This window comes from Arthrobacter sp. Y3223151 (assembly GCF_059091125.1).
In genome coordinates, this window is the sequence record NZ_JBNHGI010000001.1 from 740,852 (window position 1) to 767,305 (window position 26,454).

General features: G+C 67.6%; 18 protein-coding genes and 2 riboswitches. Of the genes, 9 read left to right on the top strand and 9 right to left on the bottom strand.

Features of this window, described 5'->3' with window-relative positions; genetic code table 11:
• Together AC5RUP_RS03595 and AC5RUP_RS03600 are read left to right on the top strand one after the other, a co-directional pair.
• Complete coding sequence (locus AC5RUP_RS03595; RefSeq protein WP_494153570.1) at window positions 1–1,398, top strand: pyridoxal phosphate-dependent decarboxylase family protein; 1,398 nt, start codon at window positions 1–3, stop codon at window positions 1,396–1,398.
• A gap of 252 nt (window positions 1,399–1,650) precedes the next feature.
• The gene (locus AC5RUP_RS03600) at window positions 1,651–2,457 is read left to right on the top strand and encodes a carbon-nitrogen hydrolase family protein (protein WP_494153569.1); all 807 of its coding nucleotides are present in this window, start codon (window positions 1,651–1,653) and stop codon (window positions 2,455–2,457) included.
• A 261-nt stretch (window positions 2,458–2,718) separates the two neighbouring features.
• Here the strand turns inward: AC5RUP_RS03600 and AC5RUP_RS03605 are convergent, their stop codons facing one another.
• From AC5RUP_RS03605 to AC5RUP_RS03615, 3 genes are all read right to left on the bottom strand, one after another.
• The gene (locus AC5RUP_RS03605) at window positions 2,719–8,586 is read right to left on the bottom strand and encodes an Ig-like domain-containing protein (RefSeq protein WP_494153568.1); all 5,868 of its coding nucleotides are present in this window, start codon (window positions 8,584–8,586) and stop codon (window positions 2,719–2,721) included.
• Between the two features lie 193 nt (window positions 8,587–8,779).
• Complete coding sequence (locus tag AC5RUP_RS03610; RefSeq protein ID WP_494091784.1) at window positions 8,780–9,277, bottom strand: CoA-binding protein; 498 nt, start codon at window positions 9,275–9,277, stop codon at window positions 8,780–8,782.
• Window positions 9,274–10,749: an O-acetylhomoserine aminocarboxypropyltransferase/cysteine synthase family protein gene (locus AC5RUP_RS03615; RefSeq protein ID WP_494132991.1), complete on the bottom strand. Its 1,476-nt coding sequence runs from the start codon at window positions 10,747–10,749 to the stop codon at window positions 9,274–9,276. The genes AC5RUP_RS03610 and AC5RUP_RS03615 overlap by 4 nt, the downstream gene beginning before the upstream one ends.
• 94 nt (window positions 10,750–10,843) lie before the next feature.
• Window positions 10,844–10,938, bottom strand: a riboswitch (SAM riboswitch).
• A gap of 222 nt (window positions 10,939–11,160) precedes the next feature.
• Here AC5RUP_RS03615 and malQ point away from each other — a divergent pair.
• Complete coding sequence (gene malQ / locus AC5RUP_RS03620; protein WP_494153567.1) at window positions 11,161–13,320, top strand: 4-alpha-glucanotransferase; 2,160 nt, start codon at window positions 11,161–11,163, stop codon at window positions 13,318–13,320.
• Window positions 13,321–13,556: 236 nt separating this feature from the next.
• Here the strand turns inward: malQ and AC5RUP_RS03625 are convergent, their stop codons facing one another.
• A complete protein-coding gene (locus AC5RUP_RS03625) occupies window positions 13,557–14,546 on the bottom strand; it encodes an ArsR/SmtB family transcription factor (RefSeq protein WP_494153566.1) in 990 nt (329 codons plus the stop codon).
• Between the two features lie 492 nt (window positions 14,547–15,038).
• Here AC5RUP_RS03625 and AC5RUP_RS03630 point away from each other — a divergent pair, with 492 nt between their 5' ends.
• Window positions 15,039–15,203 carry a hypothetical protein gene (locus AC5RUP_RS03630; RefSeq protein ID WP_494158273.1) on the top strand — a complete coding sequence of 55 codons (165 nt, stop codon included), beginning with the start codon at window positions 15,039–15,041 and terminating at the stop codon, window positions 15,201–15,203.
• A gap of 135 nt (window positions 15,204–15,338) precedes the next feature.
• Window positions 15,339–16,166 carry an endonuclease domain-containing protein gene (locus AC5RUP_RS03635; RefSeq protein ID WP_494153572.1) on the top strand — a complete coding sequence of 276 codons (828 nt, stop codon included), beginning with the start codon at window positions 15,339–15,341 and terminating at the stop codon, window positions 16,164–16,166.
• Window positions 16,167–16,319: 153 nt separating this feature from the next.
• Here AC5RUP_RS03635 and acs read toward each other — a convergent pair whose 3' ends face one another.
• The 4 genes from acs to AC5RUP_RS03655 all read right to left on the bottom strand — a co-directional run bounded on the left by acs (window position 16,320) and on the right by AC5RUP_RS03655 (window position 21,296).
• Window positions 16,320–18,407 carry an acetate--CoA ligase gene (gene acs / locus AC5RUP_RS03640; RefSeq protein WP_494158274.1) on the bottom strand — a complete coding sequence of 696 codons (2,088 nt, stop codon included), beginning with the start codon at window positions 18,405–18,407 and terminating at the stop codon, window positions 16,320–16,322.
• Window positions 18,383–19,306 carry an ABC transporter permease gene (locus AC5RUP_RS03645; RefSeq protein WP_494158275.1) on the bottom strand — a complete coding sequence of 308 codons (924 nt, stop codon included), beginning with the start codon at window positions 19,304–19,306 and terminating at the stop codon, window positions 18,383–18,385. The genes acs and AC5RUP_RS03645 overlap by 25 nt, the downstream gene beginning before the upstream one ends.
• Window positions 19,306–20,349 carry an aliphatic sulfonate ABC transporter substrate-binding protein gene (locus tag AC5RUP_RS03650; protein ID WP_494153782.1) on the bottom strand — a complete coding sequence of 348 codons (1,044 nt, stop codon included), beginning with the start codon at window positions 20,347–20,349 and terminating at the stop codon, window positions 19,306–19,308. Before AC5RUP_RS03650 ends, AC5RUP_RS03645 begins: the two co-directional genes overlap by 1 nt.
• Window positions 20,350–20,456: 107 nt before the next feature.
• Window positions 20,457–21,296, bottom strand: a complete 840-nt coding sequence (locus AC5RUP_RS03655; RefSeq protein WP_494153781.1) for an ABC transporter ATP-binding protein — start codon at window positions 21,294–21,296, stop codon at window positions 20,457–20,459.
• 361 nt (window positions 21,297–21,657) lie between these two features.
• Between AC5RUP_RS03655 and AC5RUP_RS03660 the strand changes: the two genes are divergently transcribed.
• Window positions 21,658–22,023 carry a VOC family protein gene (locus AC5RUP_RS03660; protein WP_494153780.1) on the top strand — a complete coding sequence of 122 codons (366 nt, stop codon included), beginning with the start codon at window positions 21,658–21,660 and terminating at the stop codon, window positions 22,021–22,023.
• A gap of 143 nt (window positions 22,024–22,166) precedes the next feature.
• Here AC5RUP_RS03660 and AC5RUP_RS03665 read toward each other — a convergent pair whose 3' ends face one another.
• Window positions 22,167–22,709, bottom strand: coding sequence for a helix-turn-helix domain-containing protein (locus tag AC5RUP_RS03665; protein WP_494153779.1), 543 nt, complete (start codon window positions 22,707–22,709; stop codon window positions 22,167–22,169).
• A gap of 119 nt (window positions 22,710–22,828) precedes the next feature.
• On the opposite strand from AC5RUP_RS03665, the gene AC5RUP_RS03670 reads away from it, so the two are divergent.
• The 3 genes from AC5RUP_RS03670 (at window position 22,829) to AC5RUP_RS03680 (ending at window position 26,197) form a co-directional block, all read left to right on the top strand.
• Window positions 22,829–24,151, top strand: a complete 1,323-nt coding sequence (locus tag AC5RUP_RS03670) for an alpha/beta hydrolase (RefSeq protein ID WP_494153778.1) — start codon at window positions 22,829–22,831, stop codon at window positions 24,149–24,151.
• A gap of 112 nt (window positions 24,152–24,263) precedes the next feature.
• Entirely contained in the window at window positions 24,264–24,680 is a 417-nt protein-coding gene (locus AC5RUP_RS03675) for a CoA-binding protein (RefSeq protein ID WP_494153777.1), read from the top strand.
• Between the two features lie 89 nt (window positions 24,681–24,769).
• Window positions 24,770–24,884, top strand: a riboswitch (SAM riboswitch).
• 74 nt (window positions 24,885–24,958) lie between these two features.
• A complete protein-coding gene (locus AC5RUP_RS03680) occupies window positions 24,959–26,197 on the top strand; it encodes an acyl-CoA dehydrogenase family protein (RefSeq protein WP_494153776.1) in 1,239 nt (412 codons plus the stop codon).
• The last annotated feature ends 257 nt before the right edge of the window (window positions 26,198–26,454 follow it).

Here is a 26,454-nt window from a genome sequence, read left to right on the forward strand (position 1 = left end):
ATGGGGGACGACGAACTGCTCCACCGCACGGCCGAGCTAGCGGCGAAATACCTGCAATCCCTGCCCGGGCGACCGGTGAAATCGGGGCTGGATGTGGTTGCCCTGCGCCGTGAACTGGCGGGGGACCTGCCGCAGCAGGGCGAAGACCCGCAAGCGGTCATTGAGCACCTGGCCGACGTCGGCGGGCGGGCCGCCGTGGCGATGGCCGGTCCGCGTTACTTCGGCTTCGTGATCGGCGGCGCCCAGCCCGCCGCGCTCGCGGCCGACTGGCTGACCTCCACCTGGGACCAGAACGCCGGGCTGTATGTGGCCGGTCCGGCCGCCTCCGTGGTGGAAGAGGCAGTGGGCGCCTGGCTGCTGGACCTGTTCGGGCTGCCCGCGGATGCCGGCTTCGGCCTGGTGACCGGCTGCCAGATGGCACACTTCACCTGCCTGGCTGCGGCACGGACGGCAGTGCTGGAACGGGTGGGCTGGGACGTGGTGGGCGACGGCCTGTTCGGCGCGCCGGAAATCGCCGTCGTCGTAGGGGAAGAAGCCCACAGCACCGTGCTGACCGCGCTGCAGTACCTGGGCCTGGGTCGCCGCAGGATCTACTCGGTGGCCACCGACGCGCAGGGCAGCATCACGCTGGACTCGCTCGACGCCGTGCTGGACCGGATTCCCGCCGACATGCCGCTGATCGTCAACCTGCAGGCCGGCAACGTGAACACCGGGTCCTTCGATCCCATCCGTCCGGCGGTGGAACGAGTACGACGGCGGGACGGCGCCTGGATCCATGTCGACGGCGCGTTCGGGCTGTGGGCCGCTGCCAGCCCGGATCACCGGCACCTGTTGGACGGCGTGGAGCTGGCCGACTCCTGGGCCACCGACGCGCACAAGTGGCTCAACGTCCCGTACGACTCCGGTGTGGCCTTTGTCCGCGACGCCGAGGTGCACCAGCGCACGATGTCCCCGCCGCATGCCGCCTATCTGGAGTACGGCGCCGAACGGGACGAGGTCGCGTGGGTGCCGGAGTTCTCCCGCCGTGCCCGCGGCTTCCCGGCCTACGCCGCGCTGCGGACGCTCGGCCGCGAAGGGGTGGCGGACCTCGTGGGGCGCTGCTGTTCGCTGGCGTCGCGGATGGCAGGACGGCTGGCGGAGGCGGACGGCGTGCAGATCCTCAACGAGGTGGTGCTCAACCAGGTGCTGGTCCGGTTTACGCCGGAGGACGGCTCGGACCCGGACGACTTCACCCGCGAGGTGGTGCGCCGGGTGCAGGAGGAGGGAACACTCTGGCTCTCCGGGACCACATGGCACGGGAAGGTCGCCATGAGGATCAGCGTCAGCAACTGGTCCACTACGGAGGAAGACGCCGACCGCTCTGTGGAGGCGATCCTGCGCTGCGCCGGTAAACACTGAGCCCTGCCGAGGTATTGGCGGAGCACGCCGCGCAAAGCCCTCCCGGCCAAGGACTGGCAGGGCACTCCGCAAGTCGGCCCAAGGAGTGGCACCGTTACCCCGTTGAAGTCGCCCCGGGGATTGACGCCATTAACCCACTGAGCCGGCGCGCCGCCGTCGGGCAGTGAATCCACTGCCCCCGCGGAAGCGCCGGGCAGGTTGGTCTTAGGTAGGCTGGAAGGACACACACCGCCATCAAGACGGGAGCGCAGTATGAAGATCAGCGTCGGACAGCTCAACCCCAGCGGGGACGTGACGGAGAACCTCCAGACGGTGCGCTCACTCGCGGAAGAAGCCAAGGCCGACGGCGCCGAGCTGGTCGTGTTTCCCGAGGAATCGATGTTCACCGTGCGCCACGTCGAGGGCGACCTGGCCGCGGCCGTCGACGCCAACTGGAGCAAGTTCGTGCAGCAGCTGTCCTTCATCGCCGCTGAAGTCGGCATCGCGATCATCGCCGGCGGCTACGAATCCAGCGGCGAGGAACGGCCGTACAACACGCTGGTGATCGTCGATGCCACGGGCCGGATCGTCGACACCTACCGCAAGCTCCACCTCTACGACGCGTTCTCCTACCAGGAGTCCAAGCGGATCAAGCCTGGTGACGGCGGCCTGAAGATCGTGCAGCTGGGCGACCTGAACATCGGGGTGCTCACGTGCTACGACCTGCGCTTCCCCGAGCTCGCCCGCGCGCTGGCGTCCGAGGGCGCCGACGTGCTGTGCGTGCCCGCCGCCTGGTTCAAGGGAGACCACAAGATCGACCACTGGGAAACGCTGCTGCGCGCCCGTGCCATCGAGAACACTTGCTGGGTGGCCGCGGCCGGGACGTCGAGCACCAACACAGTGGGACATTCGGCGATCCTGGACCCGATGGGCATTCCTAAGGGCTTCCTGGACGATGAACTCCGCGGCGTGGTCACCGTTGACGTGACCAGGCGACGGATCGACGAGGTGCGCGAGTTCCTGCCGGTGCTGAAGAACCGGCGACTCGCCAGCAGCGTGGAGATCGTCTCGGCGCACTGATGCTGCGGCGGCCGGCAGCGGCCGAAAAAACTTTTCAAAAAGTTTCACCGGACCCGTAACTTTCTCGTACCCGCCCGCGATTACGTAGATGAGGAAGCCGCGCCAGAGCTTATCCCCCCAACAAGCTGTGGCGCGGCTTCTGCCATCCCGCCGGACGGGGACATGTTGGCGACGGTGAAGCTCCGGGCTCTTGGGCCCGGAAAAGAGTCCAGGCCCCGGATTTCTCCGAAGCCTGGACTCTTTACTGGTTGAGGCGGTTATTTACCGTCCGGTCTTGAAGGACCAGCTGGTGGCTGACAGCCCGTTGCCCGAGGCATCCTTGATGCTGCTGCTCAGCCGAACTTTGTAGCTGGCATTAGCTTTCAGCTTGCTCGACGGATTCAGGGTCGCCGTCTTGGTGCGCGAGTTGTAGCTGATCTTGGCCGAAACGGTCTTGCCCTTGCTGTCGACCAGCTTGAAGCTGGACCGGTTGACTCCGGAGACAGCCTCGCTGAACTTCACGTAGACGTTGCCGCTCCGGCTGACCGACTTGGCTCCGGCCGCGGGTGTCCGCTTGGACACCGTGGGCCGGCTCTCCGTCTTGAAGCTCCAGCTGGAAGCCGTCAGGCGGTTGCCATTGACGTCGGTGATGCCGTTGCTGAGGCGCACCGTGAAGCGGGTGCTGCTCGGCAGGATCGCCTTCGGGTCCACCGTGGCCGTGCGCTTCGCAGCGTCGTACTTGACGGTGGCCGGTACCAGCTTGCCCGCCGAGGTCTTCAGCGTCACGGTGCTGGCGCTGACGCCCTTGACCGGTTCGCTGAACTTCACCGTCAGGTTCCGGTTGGTGGCCACGTTGGTGCCGTTCACCGCCGGAGTCCGTCCGGTGATGGACGGCCCGGCTTCGGTGGTGAATTTCCACGTGGTTGCCGTGATCGGGTTACCCGCCAGGTTCCTGATGCCATTGGTCAACTGCACGGTGTAGGTGCGGCCGGTCAACAGGTTGGAGTTCGGGTTGAGGGTGGCCGTCCGGTTTGCAGCGTTGTAGCTCACTGCGCCAGTCACTGTCTGGCCTGCCGAGTTGGTGACCCGGAAGGTGTTGGCGTTGACTCCGGTGACCGCTTCGCTGAAGGTAGCGGTGACGTTGCCGTTGGCTGCCACGTTGGCGGCGTTCGCCCCCGGTGCCTGTCCTGCGATGCGAGGAGCGGCAGCGGTGGTGAAGTTCCAGGTGGTCGCCTGAAGGGCGTTGCCCTGCAGATCCCGGATGCCATTGGTCAACGCCACGGTGTAGGTGGTGTTGGTCAGCAGGTTGGCACTCGGGTTGAGCGTGGCCGTCCGGGTGAAAAGGTTGTAGCTTACTGCTGCAGCCACTGCCTGGCCGGCCGGGTTGGTGACCCGAAAGGTGGTGCCGTTGACTCCGGTGACCTGTTCGCTGAAGGTAGCGGTGATGTTGCTGTTGGTGGCCACGTTGGTGGCGTTCGCCGCCGGAGTCCGCCCGGTGATGACCGGTGCAGTCCCGATGGTGGTGAAATCCCACGTGGTTGCCGGAAGGGCACCGCCCTGCAGATTCCGGATGCCATTCGTCAACGTCACGGTGTAGGTGGTGTTGTTCAGCAGATTGGCATTCGGGTTGAGCGTGGCCGTTCTGGTGAAAAGGTTGTAGCTTACTGTCGCAGCCACCGCCTGGCCGGCCGAGTCGGTGACCCGGAAGGTTGTGCCGTTGACTCCGGTGACCTGTTCGTTGAAGGTAGCGGTGATGTTGCTGTTGACCGCCACGTTGGTGGCGTTCGCCGCCGGGGTGCGTCCGGTGACCGACGGAACCGGTCCGACAGTAGTGAACGTCCAGCTGGTATCGGCGAGGGTGTTGCGCCCCGCGTCCCGGATTCCGTTGGTGAGCCGAACCGTGTAGACCCTGTTGAGCGCCAGGTTCGCCTGCGGGTCCAGCGTCGCCGTCCGGGTGGCCGGATCGTAGGTCACGGTGGCGGCGATGGGTGCGGTTGCTCCCGTGGCCGTCAACGTCGCCGTTGTCCCGTTGACCCCGGTGACGGCCTCGCTAAACGTTGCCGTGATGTTGGTGTCCACCGGCACATTAGTAGCTCCGGCAGCCGGCGCGCGGTCCGTCACCGTGGGGGCTACCTTGTCCGTCAGATCAATCGTCTGGTCGGTGAACCGGAGGCGCTCGACGTTGGTGATGGTGTCGGTGCCGTCGTCTCCGGTGCCGCGGACGTGGGCCACAGTTGTGACTCCGTCGACGGTGGTGATGTCGTACTCATCGAATGCGCCGGAGAAGTTGGCGGTGTCGATGTCCGTGGCAGCCGCGGTGTTCAGGATTTCCCTGACGATGGCAACGTTGCCCGGGTCGATCCGGCCGGCCATGATGTCGGCCTGGATGCTCTTCAGGCTGGTGACAGAGCGCAGTTCAGCGCCCTGGGCGTCGCGTACGCTCAAACGCACGTTCAGCCACTTGTCGCCATCGATAACGTCATCCGCGCCGTTGCCCCAGATCTGGTCACTACCGGAACCGCCGATGATGATGTTGCCGGCGCCGAATTCCGTGGCACCGGCGGGCAGCAGGTCGGCCAGGCCGGTAATCCGCTTGATGCCCTCAGCATCGAGAGTATTGGTGAGTCCGGGCACGGCGACCTCGTTGTCGGGATCGGCCGGAACGACGTCATCACCGCGCAGGACGTCGTCCTTGTCCCAGCCGGAGAGGGCCTCGACCAGCAGGAACCGGTCCTTGAGGGCGTTCGGGCCCTCCACAACGACCATGCGCATATCGGAATCGGCCGCCTCGACCGACCGGGCGTGGGTCACCCAGTCGAAGCCGTAAACGCCGTGATTGCGCTCGATGCCCGGGCCAGCGACCATGATGTCGTCCCCGCCCTCGGCATCGTAGTCGTCCTCGCCGCTGTCGCCGATGAGGACGTCGTGGCCGGGGTTGTTGATGTCGTCGAAGAACGGTGCGCCGCTGTCGCCCTGGAGCAGGTCGTTTGCGTTGCCGCCTTCCGCCCAGTCATCACCGCCGCCGCCAAACACGGTGTCCGGGCCGTCGCCGGCGATGATGAGGTCATTGCCCTCACCGGCGAAGGTTTCGTTACCGTTGAGCCCGCCGTTGGAGAAGTCGTCTCCCTCGCCGGACATGATGATGTCCAGGCCGGGACCGGCGTCGATCGCGTCGTTGCCCGGTCCGCCCTTGAGCACGTCGTCCCCGTGGGAGTCGGTGATCCGGTCGTTGCCGGCGCCGCCCAGGATGGTGTCCGCGCCGTCGTTGCCTTCGATGATGTCATCACCGCCGTTGCCCCAGACGGTGTCATTGTCGACGCCGCCCCAGATCCGGTCGGTCCCGTCGGCGCCGTCGGTGTCGTCCCTGCCGTTGTAGGTCGCCTGGGCGTTCAGGCCCGGGCGGTCCACGGTGTTGGAAACGCGGTAGCGGATGGTGCCGTCGGCCATGCGGAGCAGCAGCGCTGACTCGTCACAGGCGGAGGCGGGGTCATCGGCCACGTTGTTGCCCGAGGTGTGGACGATATTGCCCATCTCGAACTCGCAGTCTGCGACGCCGAAGACATCCGCCTTGAGGGCGGCGGCGTCGGTATTGCGCATCACCAGCTCTGCCATGGAGTTGCCTTCGAGCTGGGTCCGCAGGTTCAGGCCCGAGGTGCGGGACAGGTAGTACAACCGGTCCCCGTCCTGCAGTTCCGTCATTTGGCGTTCGAAGATGTAGTTGAAGGTGGAACCGAGCAGCCCGCCGAAGAGGTTTTGGGCTTCGGCCAGGCCTCCCACCCACAGATCGACCGCGTCGAGGCCGGTCTTGGAGGCGGCGCCGTCGTTCTCCCAGTCCCCGTTGCTGTTGACGAAGTCATAGGCGTCGGCCGGTGTTTCCGCCGCCGGGTCGGGGCTCATGTCGAAGAGCTTCTGCGCCGCGGCGCGCTTGGCATCGATGGTCGTGGCCTCGGTGATGCTGGGGTGCGTCCCGTAAGCGGCCATGAAGTTGACCACCGAATCCGGATGCTTCAGCGCCTGCCCAAAGTCCACCCAGCTGCTGTAGGGCTTCAGGGACGATTCGCTGGTTTTCGCGTACAGATCCTTGCGGAAATTGTTCAGCGACGGAACGCCCGTGTCCCGCCCCCGGGCGATGTTGAGTGCGGCCAGGTCCAGGGGCAGGCCGAGAACGCTGTTGCGCAGCGTGTCGGTGACGAACTCGTCGAGTTCGGCGCCCACCTGGTCCGTCATGCCCATCGCGATCGCGCCGGCGGCCTGTTCGGGGGTCATCGTGCTGTCCCCGTTTGCGTAGTAGGCCGGTGGATTCAGGAATGCGTCCAGCAGCGGGAGGCCGATATCGGCGCCGCCGTTGGTCTTCCGGTCCACCGTTTCCGTCAGCATGGAGTGTCCGAACCGGTAGGTCGCGTGGGCGAATTCTGCCTCAATCGCCGGGTCGATTCCCGTGTCCGCCTGAGTGAAGACGTTGAACGGATTGATGCCCGGTTGGATCTTCCGCGCGAAGTCCTCGAAGACGATGTGCTGGTACTCCATCTCCGTGACGAACCGTGCGGCCTGAAAGAGACGCTCCCCGTTCCATTCGCCGTTGGGGAGCTTCCACTCGTTCAGGTCCAGGTTCAGGGACGTCAGCAGTTCTTCCATGTAGGTGACCAGTCGGTTGTGCTCCGAGTGGAAGACCTGGTGGACGGCGGTGAGTCCGATGTTCTCGTTCACGCGGCCGTCGCCGGCAACGAAGTGCGCGTTGAGCATTTCGTCGTCGTAAGTGCCTGCGGCCTGCTGGCCGATCGTGGGGGTGATGTCGGTGTCGCCGTCGGCAGTCAGGGCCGCGCCCCGCGAGTCGAACGGTGCCGCGTTGTGCGAGATGTCGTCCAAGAACGCGATGCCGATCCGCTGGACATCGGCCGGCGGCGCCACGGGATCTTCCAGGTTTCCTTCCACGAACTGCTTGTCCTGGGTGATGTACTGCGGCAAGCCGTTAGGACCACGCAGGAAGCGCCCGTACTGGTCAGTGGCCAGCATCGGGATGTTCACGACGTCCTTATCGGAGAGCTTCAGGCCGAGCAGGGATGCGGCCTGGTCCTTGATATCCGCCCAAGTCGCCATACCGCCTGGGCCGCCCTCAAGCAGTTCACCGGTCGAGACCGGATCGCCGTTTTCGTTCAGCTCGTACTCGCGGAGGAAGACGTGGTGGGACGGGTTCGAGGAGTACGTCTGGCTCTGGTCCACCCACGGGGAATCCGTGTTTGTGGCGTCCTGGATATCGTCCGGCGTGCCGAGCACGCCGTCAGGCCCGGGCTGGTTCTCCGCCCGGTTGAGCATCATGAAGTTGGTTGGTGAGCCCTCCACGTACAACGGATCGCCCGGTAGCAGCGGCATCATGACGACGTTGCTGGTCTTCTTGGTGAAGTCGATGCCGTGGTCGAAGAACTGGCCGAACAGGGCAAAAAAGCCGTTGTATGGCGGCGAGAGCCCAAAGTCGGTGGTGACATTCGGGATGTCAAGTGTTTCGCCTTCGGGCACGCAGTTTTCGGGCTTGCCATCGGCGTCACAAGGAATCGCCGTCGGGCCGTCGTTCACCGACCGGTGCGCCTTGCCGGCCGCAGCGATCGCGGCCGGATTGCTGGAGGTCTGGTCCACGATGACGTTGCTGACAAAGCGCGGGTCGGCGTCCCGGATCATCGGAACGTTGACCGACTTGTACGACTGCCCACCGGCGGTGGTCCGCCATTCCGGTTCTGCCAGTCGCGGGAAGGGCAGGCTGGCCGCGCCGAAGTGCCCTTGGTTGGGCACCAGGTTGTTGTCGGACCCGTCCACGGTGCGCAGCCCGTAGGGCAGCAGCGGATTGGCTATCTGGTTGGGGCCGGGGCCCAGGAGCGGCTGGCCCGGCACGGGCTTGCCGTCGGCGTCTTCCTTGGTGGCGTGGTTTTCCGCGATCTTGATCTGCTTAAGGATGAACCGCATGTCCCCGGCGTTGAGGGTCAGGCCCTGGCCTACCGGCGCTGCCAAGGCCGCCGGGGCGAGGGCGGAGGGCAGTACGCCCGCGCCCAACACCAGCGCGGCGAGCCCGGCCGTGACTTTTTGGGGGAAGGATGGCTTCCCCTTGCGGGCACGTTCGGTGCCCCTCCTGGGTTGTGGATCGGTTGGTGCAGTAAACACGGTGACTCCCCCTAGTCGTGTGATGTGTGGCTGGCCACAGCATCCGACGAGGACCTTGGGGAAATCCTGAAGGCTCTTTCTGCCTACCTCCGGGCAGGAAAAACCCGCCCCTTGCTTCGGCGGATCCACGTGGAAGGCCGGGGGACAAGGGGCGGGCTTTTCGCTGCGGGCGGCGGGCCTCGCCCAGGGCCGCCTAGGCGGTCAGCTGCCGCTTGGAGGAGATCACACCCGTGTCGAAACCGGCCAGGTGCAGGCCGCCGTGGAATCGGGCGTGCTCGATCTTCACGCAGCGGTCCATCACCACGTTCAGGCCGGCGGCCTCGGCCTCGGCCGCGACCTCCTCGTGCCAGGAGCCCAGCTGCAGCCAGAGGGTCTTGGCTCCGACGGCCAGGGTTTCCTCCAGCACGGTGGGCAGGTCGTCGTGCCGGCGGAACACGTCCACGAGATCCGGCACTTCGGGCAGGTCGGCCAGCGACTTGTACACCGGCTGGCCCAGAATTTCCTTGGCCACCGGGTTCACGAAGTACACCTTGTACGGCGAGCTGGACAGCAGGTAGGTGGCCACGAAGTAGCTGGCCCGGCTCGGCTTGTCCGAGGCGCCGACAATGGCGATCGACTTGGTGTTGCGCAGGATGTTCAGCCGCTCCGGGGCGGACGGTCCCACCCAGGTACGTTCTGGTGTGGCGGTCACTTGGCGGCTCCTTCTTCGGCTTCGATCAGTTCCTCCACGGACTCGACTACACGCGTTCCGGGCTCTGTCCGGGCGGCGCGCTCTGCCGGGATCGTGCAGGACTCACCGGCGTAGCTGGGGGAGGCGAACTCGGAGGTGTCGAACGTGTCGTCCTCATGGTCCCGGCTCGGGCCGTGCTCGGCGCCAGCCTGCTGCGAGGCGGCCAGCGCCTGGTCCAGGTCCCAGAGAATGTCGTCCACGTCTTCCAGGCCCACGGAAATGCGGATCAGGTCCTCGGGCACGCCGGCAGCCACCAGCTGGTCGGCGGTGAGCTGCTGGTGGGTGGTCGATCCCGGGTGCAGCACCAAGGTCCGGGCGTCGCCGATGTTGGCCAGGTGGCTGGCCAGCTGCAGCGACTCGATGAACTTCTGGCCCGCGGTGCGGCCGCCCTTGACGCCGAAGCTGAACACGGAGCCCACGCCCTTGGGCAGGTACTTCCGGCCCCGCTCGTAATGCGGGTGCGCGGGCAGGCCGGCGTAGCTGACCCAGGAGACGCGCTCGTCGGCTTCCAGCCACTCGGCCACGGTGCGGGCGTTGGCCAGGTGCTCGTCCATCCGCTGCGCCAGCGTTTCCACGCCCTGCAGCAGCTGGAACGCGGACTGCGCGGACAGCGACGGGCCGATGTCGCGCAGCTGCTCGGACCGGAGCTTGGTGAGGAAGCCGTACTCGCCGAAGTTGCCCCACCAGGACACGTTGCCGTAGCTGGGCACCGGTTCGGTCATCTGCGGGAACTTGCCGTTGCCCCAGTTAAAACGGCCGGATTCGACGACGACGCCGCCCAAAGTGGTGCCGTGGCCGCCCAGGAACTTGGTGGCGGAGTGGATGACGATGTCCGCGCCGTGCTCGATCGGGCGGATCAGGTAGGGCGTGCTCAAGGTGGCGTCCACGACCAAGGGGATCCCGGCGTCGTGCGCCACCGCGGCCAGGCCGGCGAGGTCCGCGATGTCGCCCGACGGGTTGGCCACGATCTCCGTGTAGACGGCCTTGGTGTTCTCCCCGATGGCCGCGGCGAAGTCGGCCGGATCGTTGGAGTCGACGAAGGTGGTCTCCACCCCGAACCGGCGCAGCGTCACGTCCAGCTGCGTGATGGTGCCGCCGTAGAGCTTGGAGGAGGCCACGATGTGGTCGCCGGCGCCGGCCAGGGCCGCGAAGGTGATGAACTCGGCGGCCATGCCCGACGACGTGGCCACCGCGCCGATGCCGCCCTCGAGCGAGGCGATGCGCTCCTCGAACGCGGCGACCGTGGGGTTGCCGATGCGGGAGTAGATGTTGCCGTACTTCTGCAGCGCGAAGAGGTTCGCGGCGTCGTCGGTGTCCTTGAACACGAACGAGGTGCTCTGGTAGATCGGTACGGCCCGGGCACCGTGCTCGGCGTCGGGCGTGCCGCCGGCGTGCAGGGCACGGGTGCGGAAACCGAATGTGCGTTCAGCCATCAGGCGCTTGCTCCTTCAAAACTTGGGTTCCCGGGCAATGACGCTCCTGGCGGCACCGGGCAGGCACCGTCCGGATCAAAGATTGCTTGCGCTCTCTCCATCGCTTCTGGCGGTAGCACCTTTCCGGTGGCGTCCGGATGGTTGCTGCGGTGTCAAAGAGCCAGATCTCTCAACCGCTCGGGATGGTCCCGTCCATTCTTGCAACCTACCGCCGCGGCAGCAAAGAATGTTGAGCCGCGTTGCGTCCGGGGGTTTGAGCGCCTTCGGACTTGGGGTGGGCGCCTTGCGGTTACCCCTGGCCTGCGGTTGACCGGCACGACGGCGGTGCCCGCCGCGCGTCGGGCCACGATCTTGGCCGTCCCGGCGTGACGGACGTTCCCGGGTCCGGATAGTTCACCGTAGATTGGGTCTATGGCTGAACTTTCGGCGCTGCAGCGCCTCGCGGGGAAACATGGCGTTGGCATTACCTTCCACGGATGGGATGGGGGCGAGAAAACAGTCAGCGAGGCAACGCTGGTTTCCGTCCTCACCGCGCTGGGCGTCCCCTGCGCCACCGACGACGATGTCACGGCTTCCCTCCGGGCCGCTGAGCTGGCACCGGTGCAGCGCACGCTGCCACCCGCCGTCGTCGTTCGCCAAGGCACTGCCACCGAGGTTCCGGTCAATGGGCGGCCCGGGGTCCGTCCGCGGGTGCGGATCCTGCTGGAGGACGGCTCCCGGCGCGCCGTCGAGGTGCTGGCCGGCGGGTCGGAGGAAGCGGAAGATGCTCCGCCTGTTCGTTTCACGGCGGTGGTGCCGGCCGACATCCCGCTGGGTTGGCACACGCTGGAGGTTGCGGAGCAGTCGGAGGCGATGGAGCCCGGAACCGGCGCGGCCGCGGAAAGATTCGAGACAGTGGAGCCCGGGACCGGCGCGGCCGCGGAACCGTCCGATAGCCAGGCACGGTGCGCCCTCGTGGTCACCCCGCGGCGCCTGACCACCGCCGACCGCCTGCCCCGCACGTGGGGGTTGATGGCACAGCTGTACTCCGTGCGCTCGCGGTCCTCCTGGGGCATCGGCGACCTGCATGACCTGGCCACCCTCGCCGAGACGGCCGCCGCGAAGGGGGCGGGGTTCGTCCTGATCAACCCGCTGCACGCGGCCCAGCCGAAACCGCCGGTGGAGCCCTCGCCCTACCTGCCCTCCACGCGCCGGTTCGTCAATCCGCTGTACCTGCGGGTCGAGGACGTGCCCGAAGCCCGCGGCTTCCCGCTGGCCAACAACTTCCACGACGCGAACCTGGACGCCGGCATTCTGGACCGCGACCCGGTGTTTGCGGCCAAGCTGCAGGCGCTGGAAACGGTCTTCTCGGTGCCCCGGTCCGCGGAACGGCAGCAGCGGTTCGAAGCCTTCCGCGCGCAGGAAGGCGAGGGGCTGGAGCGCTTTGCCCTGTGGTGCGCCATGGCCGAAACTGTTCCGGCCGGGGCTCCCGAGTGGTCCGATGCCGCGTTCGTCGAAGCGCAGCGCAGCGAGCTGAAGGACCGCATCGAGTTCCATCAATGGCTGCAGTGGCTGTGCGACGAGCAGCTCGAGGCGGCACAGGGCAGCGCCCTCGACGCCGGAATGAACATCGGGATAGTGCATGATCTCGCCGTCGGCGTCCATCCCGCCGGCGCCGATGCCTGGGCGCTGCAGGATGTGCTCACCCCCGGCATCTCCGTGGGCGCGCCGCCGGACATGTTCAACCAGCAGGGCCAGGACTGGTCACAGCCCCCGTGGCATCCGCAACGCCTGGCCGAATCCGGCTACGTTGCCTACCGCGACATGCTGCGGACCGTCCTGCGGCATGCCGGCGGCATCCGCGTGGACCACATTCTCGGTCTGTTCCGGCTGTGGTGGATCCCCGCCGGCAGCCCTCCCGGCGAAGGCGCCTACGTGTATTACGACCACGAGGCCTTGATCGGCATCCTCGCCCTGGAAGCGGAACGGGCCGGCGTCGTCGTCATTGGTGAGGACCTCGGGGTGTTCGAGCCGGGCGTGCAGGACTACCTGGCCGAGCGCGGCATCCTGGGCACCTCCATCCTGCGGTTTGAGTACGAGGACGGCAGCCCCCGCGCACCCGAGCGCTACCGCCGTTCCTGCCTGACCAGCGTCACCACGCACGACCTGCCGCCCACCGCCGGCTACCTGGCGGGCAAGCACGTGGAGTTGCGCGAATCGCTGGGCCTGCTGAACCGGCCGGTGGAGGAGGAACGGGCTTTGGACCAGGCAGCCCAAGAGGCAGTGCTCTCCACGGTGCGCTCGCGCGTTCCGGCCGCCCCACAGCACGACGACGGCGCCGGCCCCACCGCCGAACAACGCACCGTCGAGGCGCTGCACGCGTTCATCACGCAGACCCCGTCGGTGCTGCTGGGCGTTGCGCTCACTGACGCGGTGGGGGAGCTGCGGACCCAGAACCAGCCGGGCACCGCGGACGAATACCCGAACTGGCGGATCCCGCTGGCCGGGCCGGACGGGGCGTCGGTCCTGATCGAGGACCTGGCCGCCAGCGAGCGGTTCGACTCGCTGGTGCGCGCCCTGCGTCAGGACTAGGCAGGTTCAAGCCGAGCGGGCAGCTTCGGCGCCGGCCGGGTTACCCTGGACGGAAGCGCGCCGTCGCCCGCGACGAAAGGCGCCGCCCCGCCAAGGAACGGGACGCTGCTGAACGTCACCAGTTGTCCACGTTCAGCAGGAACTGTCCATGTCTTGGAACGGGGTCTGGCGCTGACTAGGCCAAACGTAAAAGCTTCCCGCAAAACGTGGACAGTCCCGGGGCCGTGGCCGGGTCTCTACAGCCGGGCCAGCAGCGCTTCGCCGGTTTCGGCCCGCCGATAGAACACTTCGCGGCCCGATCGCATGGTGGCCGCCAAACCGCTCTCGGACATGACCTTGAGATGCTCGTTGACCGTCCCGGCGGCGAGGTCCAGGCAGCGGGCGAGCTGCGTCGTCGTCATCGGGACATCGAGTTGGGCGAGGATCTGCGCCCGGGTCTTGCCGAGCAGCCGGGCGACCGGGCTGTGCGTCGCTTCGCGGCTGGCTTCCCAAAGCCGGCCGACGCCGCGTGGCGCGTAGGTCAGCGTGGGCACGAAAGGCCGGACGTTGAGCACCAGGGTGTTGGGCCAGACGAACGCGTTGGGCACCAGCAGCAGCCCGCCGCCGGGTTCGGGCACGTCGTCGGCCTCGCAACCGCGCATGATCTCCAAACCGGTGGGCGTGGGACGGACGCTGGGATGCAGGCTCTTGAACACTTCCAGGATGCCGTCGCGTGCCAGCTGGGCCAAGCGGCTGTCGATGTCAGCCAGCAGCAGGGACCGGAGGCGCGGCCATACCGGCTCGACGGCGGTGCCCCAGTACCACTCGAGGGCTGCGGTAATGCGCGGGATGCCCGCGTCGATATCCTCCGCGAGACGCTGCAGTTCCCCGCGCGCGTAGTCGGCCGGGTTCTGGGCCAGCAGGTGGGCGACGTCGCGCTGCCACAGCTCCGGCGCAACCTCGGCGACGGCCGCGAGTCCTTCGGCGAAGGTGGTCTGGTGCTTGGGGGTGGGCGTGATGGAGTCGGCCAGGAAGCCCTTCGGTGGAACCAGCGCAGTCAGCAGGCGCAGGTGCGCCCTGGCTTGTGGATCGGCCGACTCGGCGATGCGCCGCTTGGTGGCCTCGATCCATGGGCGGTGGATGGGGGTGCCCACCTGCAGGGCGCGCAAACTGGCGACGGTTTCGCCCAGCGGCGCCGCCTCGAACCGGACCTTGGTGAGGTCCTCGCTGCTGAGCGTAATGTGCATGGAAACAGCGTAAGGTTGCCGGTCGCGCCGGTCGAGGATTCGGGCTGCACCGAATCCGGGAGGGCCGGGGTGGGTGGCGTCGTTGCTTCGGCCTTCCGGCTTCCTGTGGCCTTCCGCTCGCGTGGGCCTGCCGCTTCCTCGATCCCTCGGCCTCAGTGGCCCTCCGCTTTCCCGTCCCCACGGGTCCGCCGTTTCCCGGTTTTCTATCCACCAGGGGCTCCCGGGATTATTCCCGGATTCGGGTTGGGCCGAATCGTGGCCGGCGAGGGCCGATCCGCGGACTCTGAAGGCATGACTACTTCAACCCATACCCCGCACCACACACTCGACGCTGATGGCCGGACCTACGGCACCAGCCAGTCCTCCACTGCCGCCTTACTCCATCCCACGACTGCAACGGGCCGTCCGGCCACTGCCACCGCTCGCCCGAGCAATGCAGGCGCGCCCTTGAGCCTGACGAGGCCGGTGCACTCGGCTACACGGACTGGCGTCTTGAGCGCTAACGGATATTTCGCAGCCGCCACTTTCCATGGCCTGGCCGCGGCCGCCCGCTGGCTCCGTTCAGCCTGGCAAGCCGGGACCGCTAAGGAAGCCTTGATGGAGGAGCACCGGGACAAGGTCCGTACGCAGATCTACCAATTCGGCGGCCGCTACTGACGCGCACGTCCTGGGCCCCTCCTGTAAAGGCACTCCCACCTCACATCCCAAGCTCTGCCCAGGCCATTCAGCACGTTATCCACAGGGAGTGCGGCGATCTAGCTGTCCGCCGCCGCAGCCTACATGCTCGTGGATATGGACGAGGCGATAGCTGGTTACGTTAAACGGCGCGGTGGAACACTCCCGGCCAGCGAACTGGCCCGCTGCGGTTTCAGCCGGGACCAGATCCAGGCAGCCGTCAAGAACGGCGCGATCACTGTGCTCCGCCAAGGAATCGTCGGCACGGAGAAAGCTGATGCGAACGTACGCGTAGCCGTGCTCGCCAACGGATTGAATACCTGCGTTTCAGCGGCTCGGGAACTAGGGCTTTGGACGCTCAAGGACCCGGACCAACTGCACCTGTGGACGCGGCATAGCCGGCAGCCGCCGTCCACTGTGAAGCACCGAGGCGAATTGCTGGGGAGGCAGCGGCCTGGGAGCTACGTGAGCATCCTGGACTGCGTACTGCACGCCATCCGATGCCGGCCTCGGCTGGAGGCGTTGGTCGTAGCGGAATCGGCCGTGCGCAGGGGTGTCGTCACCAAAGCCGAACTGGTGGAGCTGCTTCCTGGCAAACGCAACGGCATGCGTCGAGCAGTCGTTTTGAGCATCGGTGACGACGCCGATTCGCCGCTTGAGGTTATCGCTCGCGACCTGTTCCGCGCGGTCGGGCTTCGGGTGGAAACCCAGGTACCGATTCAGGGGCTTGGACGAGTGGACATGGTGGTGGAAGGCCGGATCATCATCGAGCTCGATGGGTTCGACTTCCACTGGGACCGGGTGACTTTCAGGAAGGACCGCAAAAGGAACAATGCCGGCATGCTCAGCGGGTTTCCAACACTGCGGTACGTGTACGAGGATCTCGTCTTCACGCCCCAGAACGTTGTCGCCGAAGTCATGACGATGCTGCGGCGTGTTGCCTGAGTGCCAAAGGTTCCCCCGGAGTCATGCAGGGGCCGGCTGTCCAAGTTCTGCAGCAACTGTCCATCTTCTGGAGCGGCCTCTGGCGCTGACTAGGGAAAACGCTCGGCGGTCCGCCAAGACATGGACAGCCCTGACCTGGGAAGGCGGAAAACTTTACCGTGCCCCGCAGATGGCCTGGATTTCCGCGATGCACGGCTCGTTCTGCAGGCTGGTCGTGTCGCCCAGCTCCGTCCCCTCGAACAGCTGGGTCAGCAGCCGGCGCATGATCTTGCCGCTGCGGGTCTTGGGCACGTCGGGCACGAACACCACGTCGCGGGGCTTGGCGATCGGCCCGATCTGCGTGGCCACGTGGTCCCGCAAGGCCGCAATCGCCGCGGCCTGCTCCGCCGCCGCCTCCACGGCCGTCAGCCGAACCGACCCTCCGATCAGCGACTTGTTGCGCGGCACCACGAAAGCCGTGGCCGCGTGTCCCGTTTTGGCGTCGTAGGTCGGGCAGACGCCGGCCTCCACCACCGCCGGGTGTGAGACCAGTGCGGACTCGATCTCGATCGTGGACAGCCGGTGCCCCGAGATGTTGATGACGTCGTCCGTCCGGCCCAGGATCCAGGTGTCGCCGTCAGCGTCGAAGCGGGCGCCGTCGCCGGCCAGGAACCAGCCCTGCGCCGCGTACATTTCCCAGTAGGACGTGAAGTAGCGCTCCGGGTTGCCCCACACGGTCCGCGCCATAGCCGGCCCGGTGCTGGTGACCACAATGTTGCCCTGCTCCCCGGCACCCACCCGGGCGCCGCCGTCGTCCACGATGTCCGTGGCTAGCCCCGGCAAGGCGCGGGTGGCGCAGCCGGGCTTGAAGGACGGATCGGTCTGGCGCGGCGAGAGCACAGTGGCCCCGGTCTCCGACTGCCACCAGGTATCCACCATCGGCACGCCCGACGACGGGTCCCCGGCGACCAGCGAATCCCGCCCCACCTGGGTGCGCAGCCAGCGCCAGGCCTCCGGGTTCACGGCCTCGCCCACCGTGCCGCACAGGCGGATGGAGCTGAGGTCATACTCGGCCGGGACGCCGTCGGGGAACCAGCCCATCAGCGACCGGACCAGCGTGGGCGCGGTGTAGTAGCTGGTCACGCCGTAGCGCTCGATGACCTCGAAGTGCCGGCCGGGGTGCGGGGCGTTCGGCACGCCCTCGTAGATCACCTGCGTGACGCCGTTGCTCAGCGGACCGTAGATCTCGTAGGTGTGCGCGGTGACCCAGGCCAGGTCCGCGGTGCACCAGTGCACGTCGTCCTCGCGCGCGTCCGGGTCCGGGTTGCTGAACAGGTACGTGTGGCTGAACGAGGCCTGCGTCAGGTAGCCACCGGTGGTGTGGACCAGGCCCTTGGGCTGGCCGGTGGTCCCGGAGGTGTACATGATGAACAGCGGCGTCTCGGCGTCGAACGCCTCGGCCTGGTGGACGCGCGGCTGGGTCTCGACGACGTCGTGCCACCAGACGTCGCGGCCTTCCACCCAGTTGATGTCCGTGTGGCCGGTGCGGTTGATCACCAGCACGTGCTCGATCGCGTTCTCGCCGGCGACGGCCGCGTCCGCGTTGGCCTTGACCGGGACGGCGGTGCCGCGGCGGTACTGGCCGTCGGTGGTGACCAGGAGTTTGGCGCGGGTGTCCTCCACCCGGAACTTCAGGGCCTCCGCGGAGAACCCGCCGAAGACCAGCGAGTGCACCGCTCCGATCCGCGCGCAGGCCAGCGTCATGACCACGGTTTCCACCAGCACCGGCAGGTAGATGACCACCCGGTCGCCCCTGCCGACGCCCAGCGCCAGCAGCGCGTTGGCGGCCTGCGAGACCAGCTCCTGCAGTTCGCGGTAGGTCACCGTCCGGCGGTCGCCGGGCTCGCCTTCGAAGTGCAGCGCCACCTTGTCGCCCAAGCCGGCTTCGACGTGCCGGTCCGCGCAGTTGACCGCGGCGTTCAGCTTGCCGCCGTCGAACCAGCGCAGCTCCGGTCCCCGCCGCGCCGCGGTGTCCACCGGGGTGGCGGAGTGCGCGGTGTGCCACGGCTCGGCCCACTGGAGCCGGGCCGCCGCGCGCTCCCAGAACGCAATCCGCTCGGCCTCGGTCTGCGGCTCCGGCCACTCGGTCACCCGGTCGCGGTACGGCTCCGACCCTTCCTGACCGACGACGGCGGTGCTCCCGGCGGCGCGGCGGCCGCCGGCGGTTTCGGCTACTTCTATGCCCATCTCTTGACTGCCCATTTCTCCGCGACTCCCAGGAGCGCGTCCGTGATCTTGCCGATGATGGCCAACAGGACGATGGCCAGCAGCAGCCGGTCGGTGCGGCCGTTGTTTTGCGAATCCGTGAGCAGGAAGCCCAGGCCCATGGAGGAGGCGATCAGTTCCGCCGCCACCAGGAACAGCCACGCCTGGGCCAGGGCCAGCCGCAGCCCGGAGAACACGGCGGGCACTACGGCCGGCAGCTGCACGGTGGTCAGCAGCTTTACGCCCTTGAGCCCGAACGCGCGGCCGGCCTCCACCAGGTTCTTGTCCACGTGGCGCAGCGCCAGCGAGACGGTGGTGAACACGGGGAAGAACGCGCCGATCAGGATCAGCGTGACCTTGGAGTCCTCGCCGATCTTCATCCACAGGATCAGCAGCGGCACCCAGGCCAGCGACGGCACCGCGCGCAGCGCCCCGATGGTGGGGGAGAGCAGCACGTCGGCCACCTTGGACAGCCCGATCAGCGCGCCGAAGACCAGGCCGAGGGCGGCGCCAAAGGCGAAGCCGAGCAGCACCCGCTGCGTGGAGATGGCCACGTGCTGGGCCAGTTCGCCGCGCTGGATCAGGTCAACCGCGGCCTCGACGACAGCCGCCGGTGCCGGCAGCTGGACCGAGCTGAACAGGCCGGCGGAGGTGCTCCACTGCCAGGCGGCGAGCAGGACGGCGGGCAGCAGCAGGCCCAGGAGCAGGCGGGCCCAGCCGTTGCCGAGCACCCCGGTCCGGGACCATCCGCCGGCGGGCGACCGCTCGGGCGAGGGGCCGTCCTGGTCCGGCCGGGGCACGCCCGCGGTCTTGAGGACACCGGCGGCCGAGAGGCCTTCCTGGCTAGTGGAGTAAGCGCTGGCGCCGGATGCGCCGGAATTGCCGAGGTGCGTCATCAGGATTCCTTGATGGCCGACGGATCGGCCTTCTTCACCAGCGAGTCGTCGAGCAGGGTGGCGAGGGCCTCGTCGATGTCGGCCTGGCTCTTCACATCGCCGGTCTCGACGAACGCCGGGCCGACCTTCGCCAGCACCGCGCGCTGCTTCTCGCCCGGGGCAGCCTCAACGTCCAGGTTGCTGCGCTCGGCGATCACCTTGGTGGCAACCTCGAGGTCCAGTCCGGCAACATCGGCCAGGATCTGAGCGGTTTCCTCCGGGTTCTCGGCGGCCCAGGCGCGGGCCTTCTCGTAGGCGCTCACCACGGCCTGCGCCAGCTCGGGCTCCTCCTCCAGGAAGGACTCGGTGGCGTTCAGGAAGCCGTAGGTGTTGAAGTCCAGATTCCGGTAGAACAGCTCGGCGCCGTCCTGCTCGGCGCCGGCCATGATCGGATCCAGGCCGGACCAGGCATCAACCGAGCCCTGCTTCAGCGCGGTCAAGCCGTCGGCGTGCTGCAGGTTCTCCACAGTCACGTCGTCGGCGGAGAGTCCGGCCTCTTCCAGCGACTGGAGCAGGAAGAAGTAGGGGTCGGTGCCCTTGGTGGCCGCCACAGACTTGCCCTTGAGGTCCTCGACCGACTCGATGCCGGAGTCGGGCAACGCCACGAGGGCCGCCCATTCCGGCTGCGAGTACAGGCTGATGGTCTTGATCGGCGAGCCGTTGGCACGGGCCAGCAGCGCTGCGGAACCGGCGGTGGAGCCGACGTCGACCGCTCCGGAGCGCAGCGCCTCGTTGGCCTTGTTGGAACCGGCCGACTGCACCCAGTTCACCTCGACGCCGTCGTCGGCCAAGGTGGCCTCCAGCCAGCCCTTTTCCTTGATGACCAGGCTCAGCGGGTTGTAGGTGGCGAAGTCGATGTTGAGCACGCCATCTCCGGCGCCCTGGGCGGCGGTGGCTTCGGAATCCTCGCCGGCAACGCAGCCGGTCAGGGCCAGCGAGGCGGTGGCCACGACGGCGGCAGTGCCGAGGAGCGGGCGGCGGGAGAAACGGCTGGCAAGAGACATGGTGGTTCCTTTGGACGGTGTGCGGAACAGGAGAAATTCCGCGGCGGATGATTTTTGGGCGCGAACGGCCCGGGAAATGTTCGATCTGTTGAGTGGCGGCGGCGGCCCTAATGGCCGTCGACGCCGAGGCTTTCGAGCAGCGAGCGGCGCATTCGGGCCAGCTCGACCGAACCGCGGTCCCGCGGACGGATGCCGGGAACATCGACGGTGCGCACGATCGTGGCGCCGTCGTCCTCGCGGCCTTCTTCCTTGCCGAGCACGATGATCCTGTCCGCCAGTTGCAGGGCCTCGTCCACATCGTGGGTCACCAGCAGCACGGTGGTGGGTTCCGCCGCGTGGATATCGAGCAGCAGGTCCTGCATCTTGATCCGGGTCAGCGCGTCCAGCGCGCCGAACGGTTCGTCCAGCAACAGCACGCCCGGGTTGCGGGCCAGGGCGCGGGCGAGGGATGCCCGTTGGGCCATGCCGCCGGAGACCTCGCGCGGCCGGTGCTTGGCGAAGGCGGCCAGCCCGACCAGGTCCAGCAGCCGGGCGACCTTGGACTTGCCCTGCTTGGCGCTGCAGCTCTTGGGCAGGCCGATGGCCACGTTGGCCTGCAGGGTGTGCCACGGCAGCAGCCGGGGTTCCTGGAACGCGACGGCGCAGCGGGAGTCGATACCCTGGACCGGCGTGCCGTCGATTTCCACGGCGCCGGCGCTGGGCGCGTCGAGGCCGGCGGCGGCGCGGAGCAAGGTGGACTTGCCGCAGCCGGACGGGCCCAGGATGGCGAGCACCTCGCCGGAACGGACCTCGAAGTTCACGTCGCGCAGCACGGTGTGGGCCTGGGCCCCCGTGCCGAAGGTCCGGTTCAGGCCGCGGAAGGAAACGGCCAGGGCGGAGTCGGAACGGGCCGGGGGTGCAGCGGAAGCGGGAGCCGCGTGGCGGGACGACGACAGTACTGCAGTCATGGGATCACTCCATCGATCCTGGCAGTAGCACCCTACGGATCAAGCCGTGCGTCCGGCTTCCGCCGGCCGTACCCGTGGCTTGTCACCTCGTTACCACCGGCAGTCTGGGTGGACTTCCGGTGACCAGGGTTGCTGCGGCGTCGTCGATCCAGGTCTCTCGGCCGCTCGGGATGGTCACCACTAACTAAACGGCACCCGCGGCGCTCCCGGCAAACCGCCCGTAATAATGACCCGTAACAAAGGCGCGACGACAATCTGCCGTAACACTGGCGCGAACCGCTCGTGGGGGGAGCTGGCCGGGGAGACAACCGCGGCACGGCTATCCATGGACGCAGCTTCGGCGCGATGGCAGGATGGCCGCATGAAAATCAGCCGACAGATCATCGTATTCGACGCCGCCGATCTCGCGGCGGAGAGCACGTTTTGGGCCAGCCTCCTGGACGGGACGGTCGAGGCCGAAGACGACTGGCACACGGTCATGGTGGAAGGCGAACCACGGTTGGGATTCCAGCTTGCACCCAACCACATTCCGCCCGACTGGCCGGACGGGACGCCGCAGCAGATCCACCTGGACCTCTACATCGACGATCTCGCGGCCGCCCATGAACAGGCGACCTCGCTGGGCGCCAAGCTGCTGAAGCCGGCCGATGACCCGGCGGCCGCTTCGGGGTTCCAGGTGTACGCCGACCCTGCCGGACACCCGTTCTGCCTCTGCTGGGACGCGTAAGGCCGCTCTCCCGGGGCATCACGACGGCGATGCCTCCGTTCGTTCGGGAGGCGCCGACGGCGGTCCCTCCCCCCCCCGCCCATGGGCCGCCGACGTCTGACGCTGCTCCCGGTGCGGGCCCGGCGGACAAGCGGGCCTGGCGATCAGGCGGGCGGATCCGCCGGGATGAGGACCGTGGAGAACAGGCGGCGGTGCCGCCCCTCCTCCGGGCCATTGGCCGCCACCTTCTCTGCGGCGGCCCTGATGGTGGAGGTGAATTCCTCGAACTCTTCGTCCGTCATCCAGAGGGCGGTCTGCCGGTAGCCGGCCCCGTCGCGCACGAAGTCCGGATTCCCCCCGGCGATGTATTGGTCGAAGGCCCCCAGCAGCCCGGCCGCGAAGGCCATGAAGCCGCGCCGGTGGTCCTCGGCCGTCATGGAGGCCAAGTCGTCCTCGGCCACTGAACTCCTGGCCACGTCCAGCCGATAGGTGCGTTCGGTGGTGCCTCGAACCGGCCTCTCTTGGGCCACCGCCAGCACGCCGGCCTTGGAGAGGGTGCCGATGTGTCGGTAAAGCGTCGCGGTGGGAATGTCGGGGAGTTCGGCGGAGATCTCCGCCGTGGTCAGCTCACGGTTGCCCAGCAGCGCCTGGACGATCCGCAGGCGTACCGGGTGCAGGATCAGGTCGGCGCTCGGGGAGGAGGACATGGCTCAACGTTCTCATAGTTGACATTGTTCCCACAACTGAGAATAATCGTACTGTCCGGCAAACAGGCCGCGATCAAACGACCAAGACACGAGCAATAAACGACACGAAGGGAGGCGCAGTGGCGGCGATAGTGGTGGGGAACAAGGAGGTTCTGCTGGAGCTGGACCGGTTTGAGAAAATCGCGGGGCTGCTTGGCGACCAGCGATTCCCCTTGTCCGCGGTGACCTCCGTGCGGGTGCTCTCGGACGCGTTCGATGGCGTCCACGGCCTGCGCGCTCCCGGGCTTGCGATCCCGGGACGGACCCGGGTGGGAACCTGGCGCGGCCGCGGCAGGACCCTCGCCGTCGCCCGCCGCGGCACCCCGGCGGTGCAGCTGGACCTTGACGGGCAAAAGTACGCCCGGGTAGTTGTGTCGATTCCCGACGCCGAGGATGTTGCGGCCCGGATCCGTGCCGCCGCCGGCCTGCCCGCCGGTCAGGCGTTCGCCGAAGAAGTGGTCACCTTCCCGTCCGGGACCGTTCAGTTGGCGGGAACCTGGGCCGCGCCAGCCGGAACGATCCGCGGCGCCGCGCTGATCCTGCCCGGCTCCGGACCGATCGACCGCAATGCAGATCACAAACGGATGCCGTTGGGCATCAGCCGTGACCTGGCGACGGCGCTTGCCGGCCATGGAATCGCGTCTCTGCGCTACGACAAGCGCGGTACCGGCGCTTCGGAAGGAACCTTCTGGGCGGCCGGTTTCCGTCAGAACACCGACGACGCGGCAGCCGCCCTCCGCTGGATGACCGCCCAGAAGGCCGCGGGCGTGCCGGTGTTCCTGGTCGGCCACAGCGAAGGCAGCTACCACGCGGCGGCCCTGGCGGCAGAGCCCGGCACACGGGTGGATGGGGCTGTGCTGCTTTCGGCCTCGGCACAGACGGGCTTTGAGACAGGCAGATGGCAGACAGCCCAGATCAGCGACTCGCTGCCCGCATTCCCGCGTTTGCTGCTGAAGCTCTTCCGCCAGGACCTGGTCAAGATGCAGGCGAAATCGGTGGAAAAACTTCGCACCACCACCGAGGACGTGGTGCGCATGCAGGGCCGCAAGATCAACGCGCTCTGGCACCGGGAGTTCCTCGACTTCGACCCCGTTCCGAACTTGGAGCGCTTGCAGGTGCCGGTTCTGGCTGTCACAGGAGCCAAGGACGTGCAGGTGGACCCGGCCGACCTGGACATCATCGCGGCGACCGTTCCCGGCCCGGTGACCACGAGGAAAATCGAGGACCTGTCACACCTGCTGCGCCGCGACCCGAAGGCTCCGACCCTCTCCGACTACAAGCGCCAGATCCGCGAGCCCGTGGACGCTGAACTGCTGGAGCTGGTGGGACGTTGGATCTCCGAGCAGGCGGACTCGGCTTCCGGCGCGGCTGGAACGCCTGCCACCGGGCAGTTGGCTGGCTAGTCACCGGCTGCCCGGATGGCCCGGGCTGCCGGGGGAGGGGTTTATCCGCCTCTCGGTGATGCGGGGTGTGCGGGCGGTTCCGGTGCCGAAGAGTCGCAGGTAGGGTGGCGCCATGGCACACCAAAATGACCCCGAGGTCGTCTACCGGCTGCTGAGCACGCCGGGCCGCTGGGCCGTCGTCGGCCTGTCCACGAACCCGCACCGGGTGGCCATGCGCATCTCCCGGTACCTGATGGACCAACTGGACATGGAAGTCATCCCCGTCAACCTGCAGGGCGACGACGTCCTCGGTCTGACCGGTTACCAATCGCTCGGGGACATTCCCGGCGAGATCGACGTGGTGGACTGCTTCGTGAACTCGCAGAAGGTGGGCCCGGTGGTGGACCAGGCTATCGAAATCGGCGCCAAGGCGGTGTGGCTCCAACTGGGCGTGGTCGACGAAGCCGCCGCGGAACGGGCCAGGGCGGCGGGCCTGGACGTCGTCATGGATACCTGCCCAGCCATCGAGGCCCCGCGCCTCGGCCTCTAGGTCGGGCGCCCGTAACATTGCGCCGCGGAACGTCACGGCCTGTCACGTGCTTCCGTGCGCCGGATCGGCCCCGGCATACTCGACTCCGAGATCAAGAGTCCCAACGACAAGCTCTGGCTGGTTGGGCGGCAACCCTCTCCCGTAGCGGGGTGCCCCAGATGAGGATCCGGCCGCGCACAACACCGTGCCCGGCAAGTACGGCCCCCTCCGGGCTGCGTCCCCAACCGTGACGGTTGCTGCGCCGCGGCCCTGCGGGAGCCCCGCCTTGAGGAGCCGACATGACCGCCGTCGTGACCGAAAACAACTCGCAGACCCGCCGATCCCCGTGGACCGGACAGGCCACCGCCGAGGAACTGGCCCACTGGCAGCAGATAGCCGAAGGCGTTGCCGCCGCGCTGGCACCGGACGTGCTGGAGCGCGACCGCCGCAACGCCGACCCACACGCCGAGGTGGAACTGCTGCGCAACTCCGGGCTGCTCAACCTGATCATCCCGGCCGCATGGGGCGGCGAGGGCGGGCACTGGGAAAGCGCGCTGCACGCCGTGCGCATCCTGGCCCGCACCGACGCGTCGATCGCGCAAATACTCGGTTACCACTACGCCAATCAGGGCGCGGTCGTCTTCTACGGTGATCCGCAGGTGCAGGAGCGCCTGCTCCGCCGCTCCGCACGGGGACGCTGGTCCTGGGGCGACTCCGTAAACCCGGTGGACCCGAATTTAGAACTGGTTCCCGACGGCGACGGCTACCGGCTGAATGGCACCAAGCACTTCTCCACCGGCGCCTCCGTCGGCGACGCCATCCTGGTCAACGCCGTGATCGCGGCCGGACTGCAGCAGGGCAAGTTCCTGGCCCTCGCGCTGGAGCATGACCGGACGGGGATCGGATACCTCGGGGACTGGGATGCGCTCGGCCAGCGGCTCTCGGCCAGTGGTTCGGTGAAGTACGACGGCGTGCAGGTCACCGCCGCGGACATCATCGGCGAGGTAGGGGAGGAGCCTTTCTCGACGCTGGTCACCCCCTACATCCAGCTGGCCTTCGGCAACCTCTACCTGGGCATCGCGCAGGGGGCGCTGGACCGCGGGCGCCGGATCACGCTGGCGCGCCGGAACTCCTGGTTCCTCAGCACGCAGGAGACCTATGCCCAGGATCCGCTGACGCAGCGGGTTTACGGCGAGCTGGTCTCGCGGGTTGCCGCGGTGGAAGCCCTGGCCGACCGAACGAACGCCAGGTTCGACGCTGTTATTGCCGCCGGCGCGCAGCTGAGCGCGGAAGCCCGGGCGGACATCGCGCTCGAGATTGCGCGGCTCAAGGTTGTGTCCACCGAGGTGGGTGTGGACGTGGCGAACCGCATCTTCGAGACCACTGGCTCGTCCTCCGCGAAAACCGAGGTCGGGCTGGACATCTTCTGGCGCAACATCCGCACCCACACGCTGCACGACCCGGTCGACTACAAGAAGGTCGAGGTCGGCGCCAACTACCTGCTCGGCGACGTCCAACCGATTTCGCTCTACACCTGAGCGGAGCAGCCCGCGCCTGCGGGTCACCTCCTGACCGTCCGCAGCCCGCGGGCCGGTCATGACTGCTGCGACTCGCAGGCCGCATCAGGGCTGCCCGAATCTGCGGTCACCACCGCTGCCCCCGTTACCTTCTTCGTAAGCCCTGAATAGGCAAGAATCAGGGTTGCTGGCCTGTCGGCCCCGGCATGATGTCTGCCCCCAGTCGTTCATGATCCGGGGGGTGTTGTCACCGGGGTCCGATAGGCGCCAGAGGATCG